This is a genomic window from Streptomyces sp. AP-93 (genome assembly GCF_022808175.1).
GTDB lineage: Bacteria > Actinomycetota > Actinomycetes > Streptomycetales > Streptomycetaceae > Streptomyces.
The window spans coordinates 63,462-76,357 of the sequence record NZ_JALGBX010000005.1; the positions used below are offsets into that span (position 1 = coordinate 63,462).

At 74.5% G+C, this 12,896-nt stretch carries 3 protein-coding genes; all 3 read right to left on the reverse strand.

From position 1 onward, the window contains the following. Positions 1-63: 63 nt before the first annotated feature. Entirely contained in the window at positions 64-3,396 is a 3,333-nt protein-coding gene (locus MTF69_RS10110; RefSeq protein ID WP_243332766.1) for an amino acid adenylation domain-containing protein, read from the reverse strand. After that, complete coding sequence (locus MTF69_RS10115) at positions 3,393-9,095, reverse strand: non-ribosomal peptide synthetase/MFS transporter (protein WP_243332768.1); 5,703 nt, start codon at positions 9,093-9,095, stop codon at positions 3,393-3,395. The genes MTF69_RS10110 and MTF69_RS10115 overlap by 4 nt, the downstream gene beginning before the upstream one ends. A 135-nt stretch (positions 9,096-9,230) precedes the next feature. Next, the gene (locus MTF69_RS10120) at positions 9,231-12,416 is read right to left on the reverse strand and encodes an amino acid adenylation domain-containing protein (RefSeq protein ID WP_243332770.1); all 3,186 of its coding nucleotides are present in this window, start codon (positions 12,414-12,416) and stop codon (positions 9,231-9,233) included. Between the last annotated feature and the right edge of the window lie 480 nt (positions 12,417-12,896).

Consider the following 12,896-nt stretch of genomic DNA (forward strand, 5'->3'; position numbering starts at 1 on the left):
TGGCGGGCTCCGGTGTGATTCGGGGAGGGGAGGAGGGGGAGGTGGTCGGGCGGGCGGGCGGAGTCAGTCCAGCCCGGCGGCTGCCTCCTCCTCGCTGAGGGCGTCGATCTCCGCGATCAGCAGTGCCTCGATCCGGGCCGCCAGGGCTGCCGGGGTGGGGTTTTCGAAGACGTCGCGGATCGACACGTCGAGGCCGACGCCGGCCCGGATCCGGGCGGCGACCCTGGTGACCAGGAGCGAGTCCCCGCCGAGGGCGAGGAAGTCGTCCAGTACGCCGACCTTCGGTACGTCGAGCACCGCCTGCCAGAGGTCGACCACCAGGGCCTCCGCATCGGTGCGGGGTGCCAGGTATCCGGCGGCCGCGCCCGCTGGGTCCGGGTCGGGCAGGGCAGCGGTGTCGAGCTTGCCGTTGGCGGTGAGCGGGAGGGTGTCGAGCGGCACCACGACGTCCGGCACCATGAAGGCCGGCAGCCGCAGGGCCAGGTGCTCGCGCAGCTCTCCCGGCCGCGGCGCGGCTGCTGCGGACCGCTGCCCGGCGGCCGGCGGCCGCAGGACGGCGTAGGCGATCAGCCGGCGGCCGCCCTGGACCAGCACGGCCGCCCGGCCGACGGCCGGGTGGGCGGTGAGGGCGGCCTCGATCTCGGCGGGCTCGATCCGGTATCCGCGGATCTTCACCTGGCCGTCGGCGCGGCCGAGGAACTCCAGCTGCCCGTCGGTGCGCCACCGGGCGCGGTCGCCGGTGCGGTACATCCGGCCGTCCGGGGCGTCGGTGAACGGATCCGGGAGGAAGGCCTCCGCGGTCAGGCCGGGCCGGGCCAGGTAGCCGCGCGCGAGTCCGGCGCCGCCGATGTACAGCTCGCCCTCGGAGCCGGCGGGCAGCAGGGTGCCGCGCTCGTCCAGGACGTAGAGCCGCACTCCCGGCAGTGGACGGCCGAGCGGCGGCCGCTGCCCGGCGCCGGGCCCGCTGCCGGGGCTGCCGCCGAGCTCGCCCGCGGTGACGATGATGGTGGCCTCGGTCGGACCGTAGGTGTTGACGAGCCGGACGGTGTCGCCGTGCCGCTCCCGCCACTGGGCGAGGGTGGCGGCCCGTGCCTCGGACCCGCCGAGGACGACCAGCCGCAGCGCCGGCGGCCACGGGGTCTGGTCCCCGAGCGAAACCAGTTCCTCCCAGTACGCGGTGGGCAGGTCGAGTACGGTGACGGACCGCCCGGTCTCGCTGCGCAGCAGGTCGGGCAGCATCCGGCCGCCGCCGGGCAGCAGGACGACACAGGCGCCCGCGGTGAGGGCGGGCCAGATCTCCTCGGCGTGGGTGTCGAAGCCGATGGAGGCGAACTGGACGATCCGGTCGCCCGGCCGGAGCCGGTAGCCCTGCGGCCCGGCCATCCACCCGACGCGCTCGGCCAGAGCGGAGTGCTCGACGGCGACGCCCTTGGGGACGCCGGTGGAGCCGGAGGTGTAGAGGACGTACGCCAGGCCGCCCGGAGCGGTCCCGGGCAGGAGGGCCCCCGCAGGCCCCGTGGCGCGGGACGTGGTGCTTCCGGACGCCGTGCTCCCGGACGCGGTGCTCCCGGACGCGGTGCCCGCAGCCCCGGTGCCCGCAGCCCAGGCCTTCCCGGCCCCGGTGTCCGGGTCGCCGACGGCCAGCACCGGGACCCCGAGGTCCGGGCGCTCGCCCCCGGTGAGCAGGAGGGCGGCGTCCGCTTCGCCGAGCATCAGCCGCTGGCGCTCGGCCGGGTGCGCGGGGTCGAGCGGCAGGTAGCCGGCGCCGGCCTTCCAGATCGCCAGCAGAGCGGTGACCAGTTCGAAGGACGGCTCGATCCGGACACCCACCGCACGGCCCGCCACCGGGCCCAGCCGGGAGGCCAACTCATCGGACCAGCAGTCGAGTTCGGCGTAGGTGCGGATGCGGCCCGCACACTGGAGAGCGGGTGCGTCGGGGCGGGCGGCGACCTGGTCGGCGAAGCCGCGCAGGATCAGGCGGGCGTCGTCCTCAGCGACGGCGGGTCCGGCGGGTTCGGCCCCGAGGGTGAGCAGCGCCGCGCGCTCCTCGCCGGTCAGGAGCCAGTCGCCGTGCAGCGGGACCTCCACGTCCACGACGGCCCGGGCGAGCAGGTCGCGGACCCGGCGCGCCAGGGCCTCGACCGTGGTGCGTTCGAAGAGCTCCCGGTCGAAGCAGAACGACAGCGTCATCCCGCCGTCCGGGGTCCGCCAGCTGTCCAGCAGCAGATCGGTCTTGGCGCGGTCGAAACCGGAGTCCATGCTCGCCGTCCGGACGCCCGCGGGCAGCGAGGTCCGCTCGTCGGCGCCGGCCGTCTCGTACTGGCTCTGGTGGACGAACACCGCCTGGTAGAGCGGGCCGACGCCGGGCAGGACCGGCAGCCCCAGTTCGGCGGCCACCCGCTCGACCGGGATGTCCTGATGGCTCAGCGCGGCCATCGTCGCGGAGCGCACCCGGCGCAGCACGGTGCGGAAACCGGGCTCACCGGTGAGGTCCGCGCGGATCACCCCGGTGCGGGAGAAGTAGCCGAGCAGGGCCTCGTGGGCGGTTTCGTTGCGGCCGGCCAGCGGGGTGCCGACGGCGAAGTCGTAGCTGCCGCTCCAGCGGGCCAGCACCATCTGGTAGGCGGCGAGCAGCACCATGAACGGGGTGCAGCGCTGCTCGCGGGCCAGGGCGTCGACTCCGGCGACGAGGTCGGGGCCGAGGGCGAGGTCGGCGAAGCCGGCCGGGTGGGCGGGCTCGGCGGGCCGGGGGTGGTCCAGCGGCATCCGCAGGGCGCCGACGCCGGCCAGTCGTCCGCTCCAGTGCCGGACCGCCTCCTCGGCCGCGCCGCCGTCCAGCCTGGTCCGCTCGGCGAGCGCGAAGTCGCCGAACTGGAGCCCCAGGTCAGGCAGTTCCGCTGAGGCCTCGCCTATTTCCTCGCGGTACAGCGCGAGCAGTTCGCGCCACAGCACGGTGAACGACCAGCCGTCGGAGACGATGTGGTGGACCACCACGCTCAGCGCGTGCTCGTGTTCGCCGGCGCTGACCAGGACGGCCCGCAGCGGCGGGCGCTCGCCCAGGTCGAAGGGGGCGTTGACGAAGGGGGCGCAGGCCGCGGTGAAGGACTCCTCCGAGGCGTCCGGTATCGGCACCAGGGCGAGCTCGACGTCCCGTACGGGCTCCACGAGCTGGACGGGCTGCTCACCGTCCAGGGCGAACCGGGTGCGCAGCACCTGGTGTCGCGCGGTGAGCCGGGTGAGCGCCGCGCTCAGCGCCTGCGCATCGATCGGCCCGCTCCAGCGCCGGTTGAGGTACATGTTGAACCCGGCGTCCTGGGGCCCCAGTTGCTGGAGGAACCAGAGGCGGCGCTGCTCGTCGGTCAGCGGATGGCGGGCGATCGGGGTCGGGGAGGTCATCTGTTCGTCTCGCCTTTCGCGCGGGCCCGCAGGGTCTCCAGGCCGATCAGGTCGTCGGACTCGGCGTCCGGGACTTCCCGGTCGAAGCGGGCCAGGACGGGAATGCAGAGGCTGATCAGGACCAGTACGGCCATGGCGGCGCCGAACACCAGGTAGAGCAGGCCGATGCCACGCCCGTCGCCGGTGCCGATCAGCGCGCCGACGCTGGAGGCCAGCGCGCCGCCCTCGTCCATCAGGGGCTGGAGCAGCCCGGGGCCGGCCGGGGCGACCAGGGCGAAGCCGATCGGCAGGGTGGACCAGGCGACCAGGGTGTTCACCGCGATCACCCGGCCGTGGAAACGCATCGGCACCTTGGTCTGGATGACCGTCGCGTAGATGCCGTTGAGCAGCGCCAGCCCGTAGGTCATGCCGAACGCGCCGACGGCGACCACGGTCACCGAGGGCCGCAGGCCGGTGACGACGCAGGCGGCGGCGAGGCCGAGGGTGGCGAACAGGACACCGCGCAGGCGCATCCGGCGCGGGCCTCCCCAGACCAGCAGGGTGAGGCCGCCGAGGACGGCGCCCAGGCCGGCCGCGGTGGAGACCCAGCCGGCCGAGGCGGTGGAGGAGAAGGAGAGCACCAGGGGGGTGATGAGCAGGAAGAGCGGGGAGAGGAAGATGTTCAGCACCGCGAACCAGAACAGCATCGCCCTGAAGTGCCGGCTTCCCAGGGCTCGTTGGAACCCGGCGCGGATCTCGGCGCCGACGCTCTCGCGGCGGGTGGCGGCCATCACGTCGGGGAAGCGCACCGCCAGGGTGACGCCGGTGGCGATCAGGTAGCTGACGACGTCGAAGACCAGGATGCCGCCGAGGCCGATCACGTGCAGGATGCCCACCGCGATGAGCGGTACGAGGAACTGGGCGAGGCCGAGGGCCATCTGGACCACACCGTTGGCGCGGCCGAGGAAGCGCTTGGGCACCAGCTGCGGCACCGCCGAGCCCCAGGCGACGCGCTGGAAGGCGAGCGCGGCGGAGAGCAGGGAGATCATCACGTAGCAGTGCCAGATCTCGAGCGAGTCGCTGAGGTAGAGCACCAGCAGAGCCGCCTGCGTCAGGCCGGCCGCGATGTCGCCGCCGAGCATCACCCGGCGGCGGTCGCCGCGGTCGACGATGGCGCCGGCCAGCGGGGCGACCACGATGCCGGGCACCAGGCCGAAGGCGGCGAGCAGGCCGAGCTGCAGCAGCGAGCCGGTCTGCAGGTAGATCCAGATCGGCAGGGCGAACTCGGTGAGGGCCGAGCCGATCATCGAGAGCTGCTGGCCGGTGGCGATCGCCAGGAAGCGGCCCATGCTCGGGCGGACGGGGCTGCTGCGCCGGCGGGCCTTGCGGGCCTTCCCCGGCGTCCCGGACCGCTCCTCCGGCTCCTCCGACTCCTCCGGCTCCTCCGGCTCCTCCGGCTCCTCCGTCTGCAAGGGGTCCGGCCCGCGCTCCGGCTCCGTCCCGGCGGAGTCGCGGGACAGGCCGGCCAGCCACCAGGTCGCGTCGGCGGTGCGTTCGTGGCGTGCTTCCTCACCGGCGGCGATCGACCGGTGCACCCCGGTCAGGATTCCCGCCAACTCCCCGGCGCGGTACTTGAGGTAGAAGTGCCCGGCCTCGTCCAGGACCACCACGGCGGCGGTCCCGGTGATCCGGTGCCACTCGCGGAACCGCTCCTGGTAGAACTCGGTCGCCGGATCGCGGTCGCCGCAGACGGCGATCACCGGCGCCGTGATGGTGCCGCCCTCGCTCTCGTACAGCTCGCCGAAGTAGCGCTCGGCGCCCTTGGTGCCGACACGGCGGTTGCGCACGATCAGCCGCAGCTGGTCCTCGTCGACCTCGTCCACGTCCAGGCCGGCCGCGGCCAAGGCGTTGATCATGCCCTGGTCGCTGCGCAGGCGGGCGGCCAGCTCGGCGAAGCGCTCGGCCAAGGCGGCGCCGCGCCCCTTCGGGCGGGCGAACGGGAAGATGCCCCCGAGGTGGACGGCGTCGATCTCCCGGCCGGCCGCCTCCACCCGGCGGGCGATCTCCACGGTCAGCCGGACGCCGACCCCGCAGTGCCCGTAGAGGACCAGCGGTCCGGCGACGTCGGCGAGGATCTCCTCGGCGCAGAGCCGGGCGACCTCGTCCACGTCCATCGCCTCCTCGCCCAGCTCGTGGCCGGGGACGGCGATGGAGTGCAGGGCCCAGTCCGCCGGCATGGCGTCGGCGAGCGGCTTGTAGATCAGTGCGCTGCCGCCGCCGTAGGGGGCGCACACCACGGTGGCGGCCGTCCTGCGGCGCTCGGGGGTGAGCAGGTGCAGCAGCCGGCGCGGGCCGCGGTCGGCCTCGGGGGTGGCCACCAGTCCGGCGAGCCGACGGACCGTCGGGTACGTGAAGAGGTCCATCACGCCGACCGGGGTGGCCAGGCCGGGGAAGGCCCGGCGCATCCGGGCGACCACCTGGGTGGCGAGCAGGGAGTGGCCCCCGAGTTCGAAGAAGTCGTCCAGTGCGCCCACTCGGGGGAGGTCCAGCAGCTCCGCCCACAGGGCGGCGATCACCTGCTCGGTCCCGCCCTCGGGGTCTACGTGACTGCCGGCGGCCGGGCCGTCCACGGGCGCGGGCAGCGCCCTGCGGTCGATCTTGCCGTGGGCGAGCAGCGGCAGCCGCTCCAGCACCACGTAGCGGGCCGGGACCATGTAGTCCGGCAGGACCTCGCCCAGGGCGGCGCGCAGTTCGGCGGCGGCCGGGGGCTCGCCGCCGGCCGGGCGTTCCAGGTAGGCGACGAGGTTCTGCTTGACGCCCTCGCCGCGGGCCAGGACCACTGCCTGGGTGATGCCGGGCAGGGCGGTCAGCGCGGCCTCGATCTCGCCGGGCTCGACCCGGTAGCCGCGGACCTTGATCTGGTCGTCGCCGCGGCCGAGGTAGTCCAGGGTTCCGTCGGTGCGCCAGCGCGCCAGGTCGCCGGTGCGGTACATCCGCGGGCCGCCGGTCCCCGCGACACCCCGGCCGGTGCCGGACGGGTAGGCGTACGGATCGGGCAGGAACCGCTCGGCGGTCAGGTCCGGCCGTCCGAGGTAGCCCCGGGCCAGCCGGTCCCCGCCGAGGTACAACTCCCCGGTGACGCCCGGCGGAACGGGATTGCGGGCCTCGTCCAGCACGTAGCAGCGCCCGCCGGCCAGCGGGCTGCCGATCGGGGTGCTGCCCGGCGCGTTCAGCCCGTCGGCGGTGACCTCGTGGACGGTGATCCCCACCGTCGCCTCGGTCGGTCCGTAGTGGTTGAACACCGCGCACCGGCCCAGTGCGGCGATGCCCGCGGCCCAGGACCAGCTGCAGGCCTCGCCGCCGAGGACCAGCGTGCGGCGCGGCAGCAGCCGCTCCATCGGTGCGTCGGCGGTCAGCGCGGCCAGGTGGGAGGGCGTCATCTTCAGGTGGTCGATGCCGGCCCGCTCGATCTCCGCGGCCAGTTCCACGCCCGCGATCCGTCGGGGCAGCAGGTGGACCCGGCCGCCGGTGGTGAGGGCCAGGTAGAGCATGGTCATGCTGAAGTCGAAGGAGAGCGACTGCAGCAGCCCGAAGGAGGCCCCGGGCTCGATCCGCAGCCGATCGCGTGCGCCGGCCAGGTAGTTGAGGATCTGGCGATGCTGCACAGCGACGCCCTTGGGCGTGCCGGTGGAGCCCGAGGTGTAGATCACGTACGCCAGGTGGTCGGCGCCGGAGACCTCCTCCAGCGGCGCCCCGTCCGTCTCGGTCGCGTCGCCGTGGCTGCCGTCACCGCCGTCACCGCCGTCACCGTCGTCGCCGCTGCCGCTGCCGCTGCCGCTGCCGCTGCCGTCGCCGGTCAGCAGGTCGGCCGCCGGGTGGTCGCCGAACCGCGGTCTCAGCGCGGTGTCGGTGATCAGGACCTTGGCTCCGGCGTCGGTGACCAGGTGGGCGAGCCGGGCGGGGGGCTGCTCGGGGTCGAGCGGCAGGTAGCCGCCGCCGGCCTTGAGGACGGCGACCAGGGCGACCGCCAGATCGGGGGACTGCTCCAGGCAGACGGCCACCCGGTCGTCCGCGCCCACGCCCAGTGCCCGTAGCCGCCGGGCCATGGCGTTGGCGCGCCGGTCGAGGTCGCCGTAGGTCAGCGTGCGGTCCTCGAAGACCAGCGCCGGCGCCTCGGGCGTCCGGGCCACCGCCTCGGCCAGCGCCCGGGTGAGGGTGGCGGGACCGCCGTCCGGCAGCGCGGGACCGGCGGCCCAGGTCTCCAGTACGGCCGTCCGCTCGGCCGCGCCGAGCAGCGGGAGCCGGTCGACCGGCAGAGTGGGGTCGGCGACGGCGGCCGCGGTCAGCAGCTCGAACCGTTCGGCGAGGCGCTCGACGGTGCCGGCGTCGAAGAGGTCGGTGCGGTAGGTGAGCAGGCCGTAGAGGCTGCCGTCCGGCTCCTCGCGCATGTAGAGGGCGAGGTCGGCATGGGTGGTGGTGGCTTCGTAGCCGAAGCCCTCGGAGTCCAGGCCCGCGGTGGGGGTGGCGGCGCGGTCGCCGTAGTTCTGGAAGGCGAAGGTGGTCTGGAAGACGGCGGCGCGGCCGACGTCGCGTTCCACCGCGAGATCGTTCACCATCTGCTCGAACGGCACCTCCTGGTGCGCGTACGCGTCGAGCGTGGTCTCGCGGACCCGGCTGACGAGCCGGCCGAAGTCGAGGCCGGCGCAGAGCCGGGCGCGGATCGGCAGCATGTTGACGAACACGCCTACGACACCCTCGAGTTCACGGTGGAGACGGCCGGCGACGGCCGAGCCGACGGCGAAGTCGCGCTGGCCGGCGTGCCGGCCCAGCAGGGCCTGGAACGCGGCCATCAGCACCATGTACGTGGAGGCGCCGTAGGCCCGCGCCACCTCGCCCACCTGGCGGGAGAGTCCGGGGTTCCAGCGGAACTCGGTCGCGGCCCCGTCGAAGGTGAACAGCGGTGGGCGGGGCCGGTCGGAGGGCAGCTCCAGGGCCGGGACGCCGTCGAGTTCGGCGCGCCAGTGCTCGCGCGAGGCGGCGAGCCGTCCGCTGTCCAGACGGTCCCGCTGCCAGGCCGCGTAATCACCGAACTGGACGGGAAGGGGCGGTAGTTCAGCCGGGGTGCCGTGGGCGTGGTGGGCGTAGCGGAGGTCGAGCTCGCGGTTGAGGAGGTCGATCGACCAGCCGTCGCAGATGATGTGGTGCATCACCAGGGCCAGGACGTGGTCGTCCTCGGCGATCCGGACCACCAGGGCGCGCAGCAGCGGGCCGGCCTGGAGGTCGAAGGGTTCGGCGATCAGCGCGCCGAGTTCGGCGGCGGTGCGCGCCTCCGGGGCCGGGTCCGCACTGGCGTCCACGTGCTGGGCCGCGAACGGCGCGGGCTCGGCGACCCGGACCTCGGCGGTGCCGGCCTCGGTGGTGCGGAAGGTCATCCGCAGGCTCTCGTGCCGGGCCACCAGATCGGTCAGTGCGGCGTCCAGCGCGGCGCGGTCGAAGGGGCCGCGCAGGCGGCGGGCCGGCGCCAGCGTGTAGGCCGTCGAGCCGGGAGCGAACTGGTCCATGAACCAGAGCCGTTCCTGGCCGCTGGAGAGCGGCGGTGCGGTGTCCGCCGGTCGGGGGTCCACCACCCGGGCGGGCACCGCGGCGCCGCGCAGCCGCTGGCTGAGGAGGGCGCGCTTGGCCGCGGACCAGTCGGTGGGTAGGTCCTGGGTATCCGTCATCGATTTCCTGTTCGAGGCGTGCGGCGGGGGAGTCGTGGGGTGCGGGCGAGGCGCGGCGGGGCAAGGCGAGGCGCGGCGGGGCAAGGCAGGGCTGGGCCGGGCACGGCCGAGTGGCCTGTGCCCGGCGCGCAGGGCCTACTGGCGCTCGCGGACGGCGGCGGCGATGCCGGCCGGGGTCGGTACGTCGAAGAAGACGTCGAAGTCCAGTTCCACGCCGAGCGCGTCGCGGATCCGCACGGCGATCTGGATCACCGTCAGCGAATGCCCGCCGAGGTCGAACAGGTCGTCCTCGGGGCCGACATCGGGCAGGTTCAGCACCTCCGCCCAGATCCGCCGGACCGTTCCGGTGACCTCGTCGGCGTCGGCGTCGGCGTCGGCGTCGGGGGCGGCGGCTCGTGGCATCGGAGCCTCGCGCGGCGGTACCGGCAGGGCCCGCCGGTCCAGCTTGCCGTTCGGGGTGAGCGGCAGGCGCTCCATGGTGAGCCAGCGCTGCGGCGCCATAGCGGCCGGCAGCGTGCGCAGCAGGTGGTCGCGCAGGTCGGCGGGGGCGGGCGACGGGGCGCCGGCGCTCGGGACCAGGTACCCGGCCAGGAAGGGCTCGCCGTCCTCCTCGGTGCGGACGGCAACGGCGGCCTGGGCGAGCGCCGGGTGCTCCAGCAGGGCGGACTCGATCTCACCGAGCTCGATCCGGTGGCCGCGGATCTTGACCTGGTCGTCGATCCGGCCGAGGAAGTCGAGATCGCCGTCGGGCGTCCAGACGGCGCGGTCCCCGGTGCGGTAGAGCCGGGCGCCGGGCGGGCCGAACGGGCTCTGCACGAAGCGGTCGGCGGTGAGTTCGGGTCGGCCGAGGTAGCCGTGGGCGACTCCGTCCCCGCCGATCAGCAGCTCTCCGGGGATGCCCAGCGGGGTGGGGCTCAGCTGCTCGTCGACGACGTAGACCTGGGTGTTGGCGATCGGGCGGCCGATGCTGACGTGCTCCGGCTCGGCGGGCAGTTCGGCGCAGGTGGACCAGATGGTGGTCTCGGTGGGCCCGTACGCGTTGAACAGCCGGGCGGTGCGCGCGCGCAGTTCGCGGGCGAGCGGCAGCGGCAGCGCTTCGCCCCCGGCCAGGCCGGTGACCGCGGCCAGCGCGTCGGCGCCGCTCCCTGCCGTGAGCATCACCCGCCATCCCGACGGGGTGGCCTGTACGTGGGTGACGCCCTCGGCGCCGATCAGTGCCAGCAGGCCGGGGCCGTCGACGGCGAGGCCGTCCGGGGCCAGGACCAGGCGGCCGCCGGTGACCAGCGGCAGGTAGAGCTCCAGCGCGGAGATGTCGAACGAGAGCGAGGTCAGGCCGAGCCAGGCGTGCTGAGGGCCGGAGCCGAGCCGGTCGGCGAAGGAGGTGAGCAGGTTGACCAGGGCCCGGTGGCCGACGCAGACGCCCTTGGGGCGGCCCGTGGAGCCGGAGGTGTAGAGGACGTACGCCACTTCGTCCGTACCGGGGGCGGCGCCGGGGGTCGTACCGGGGGCGGCGCCGGGGGTGATCCCGGGACCGGCCTCGGGGGCGGCATCGGCCGGGTCCTGCGCCGAGGGCGCGGGGAGCCGTAGGACTGCGGGGGCGGCGGCCGAGACCACTGGCGAGGGCTCCCGGTCGGCGAGTACCAGAACGGCTCCGGAGTCGCGCAGGACGAGGGCCAGGCGCTCGGCCGGATATCCGGGGTCCAGCGGCAGGTACGCCGCGCCGGTGGCGAGTACGGCGAGCAGCGCGGCGGGCAGGTCGGCGGTGCGGTCCAGGTGGAGGGCGACCAGGTCGCCGGGTCTGACGCCGCCGGCGCGCAGGGCTAAGGCCAACTGACGGACGCGGGCCATAAGTTCGCGGTACTCGAGGTGGCGGCCGGCAGCGCTGACCGCGATCGCCTCCGGGGTGGCGGCGGCCTGGGCGCGGATCAGGTCGAGCACGGTCCGGTCGGCCGGATACGGCCGGCCGGTGGCGTTCGGCACGGCGGTGACGGCCCGGAGCTCGGCGGCGTCCAGCAGCGGGAGGTCCAGCAGCCGGGTGCCGGGCGCGGCGACCGCGCCGGCGAGCAGGGTGCTGTAGTGGCCGGCGATCCGGCGGGCGGCCTCCGGTGCGAGCACGGCCGGGTCGTACTGGAGGCTGAAGTCGATGCCGCCGCTCAGGGCGCCGCGGGTCTCCGGGGCTTCGACGATGTGGAGGTGGAGGGTGTTGCGGGCCGTACGGTTGTGCACGGCCCAGGCGATCCGGGCACCGGTGTCGGCGAAGTCCGGATCCGGGCCGCGCCGGCGGTACCCGAGCGAGACCGCGGTCAGGCCGACGCGGGGGCCCAGTCCGGTGACGGCGGTGCCGAAGGGCACCCTGCGGTACGGGTAGCCGGCCCGCAGCTCTGTCCGGACGGCTGCGGCGAAGGCGGTGAAGGTGTGTGACGCATCGGCCGCAGGCGCGTGGACGGGCAGCTCGTTGACGAACAGGCCGATTTCTGAAGCAAGTTCGGGCGTCCGGGTGGAAAGCGGAACGGACACCGGGACGGCTTCGCCGCCGTATCGGCGCAGGAGCCCGTGCAGGGCCGCGAGCAGGAACTCGAAGACGGTGGTACCGCTGAGGGCGGCGGAGGCGGCCAACTCGTGGGCTTCGGCCACGCCGAGGTGCCACTCCACCGCCTCACCGGCCCCGGCGACGGTCGGGGTGCGCGACACGCCGGGCAGTACGGGGTCGGTGGCGGCGGCCCAACGCGGCCCGTACCACTCGGCAGCCCTCCGGACGGTGCCCGGATCCGCGGTCGGTGCGGTCGGTGCGGCCCCCGTGGCCCCTGTGGCCCCTGCGGCCCGTGCAGTGGCCACGGGCAGGGGCGCCGAGCCGTACGCGGCTGCGAGGTCCCGGGTCAGGACGTCCTTGGAGTTGCCGTCGAAGACCGAGTGGTGGGCGGTGACCAGCAGTTCGGCGCTGCCGTCGGCGCGCCGGTACAGGGTGAAGCGGCTGAGCGGGCCGGTCTCCAGGGCGAACGGACGAGCGGCCTCCTCCTCCAGCCGCTTCTCCAGGTCGGCCTGGTCAGCCGACGCTTCCAGCTGCACCAACTCGGGCCTCTGCGCCGCAGGTTCCTGCCAAACCCGGCCGTCACGCTCCACCAGCCGGGCGGCGAGGGCCGGATGGCGCCTGGTCACAGCGGCCACCGCACGGACGAGCGCCGCCGCGTCGATCCGGTCGAAGGAGATCCGCACCGGCATGTGGAACGCCTCAAGGGCGAGCCCCAGCCGTTCGGTCAGCCAGACGCCCTGCTGGGCCGGCGAAGCCGGGGTGCGGTCGGGCGGGGGGAGTGTTTCGGGCATCGGCGGCTCACTTAGGACGTCGGAGCAGGGTGGAAGAGCAGCACGGGTGAGCGTGCGGACGCGGCATGGGCACGGGCACGGGCTGCCGAACGTCGGGGCCTCAGGCGCCAACGGCAGTCTGTGGAAACCGGGTTCGGTGATGCATCGGTCGATCACCGTGTGGCGCGTCCGGTCCTCCCCCGGGGACCGGCCGACGGCCGTGAGCGGTCAGGACCGCCGGACGCCGCAGGATCCCCCGAGGCGTCCGGACAACTCGGACCCCCGTCCGAGGAAGACAATTGGTCCAGACCTGTCGAGAGATTCGCACAACGCCCATGTGCCGTCAAGGGTCGTCCATTGTCCGGAATCGGCCGCCATCCGCGCCGAGTTGTACCGACGTCCACCCAAACATCCGTGGGTATGATCGCCTCTGATGGCTCGTCAAGGTCCATACATCCAGGGGCAGACCGACCCCGGCCCGGTCCGCCGCCACGCCCGCGC

What these genes read in the sequence shown, in the direction of transcription:
- MTF69_RS10115 (WP_243332768.1), bottom strand. Translation starts at nt 9,095, where the DNA reads ATGACGGATACCCAGGACCTACCCACCGACTGGTCCGCGGCCAAGCGC.
- MTF69_RS10120 (WP_243332770.1), bottom strand. Translation starts at nt 12,416, where the DNA reads ATGCCCGAAACACTCCCCCCGCCCGACCGCACCCCGGCTTCGCCGGCC.
- MTF69_RS10110 (WP_243332766.1), bottom strand. Translation starts at nt 3,396, where the DNA reads ATGACCTCCCCGACCCCGATCGCCCGCCATCCGCTGACCGACGAGCAG.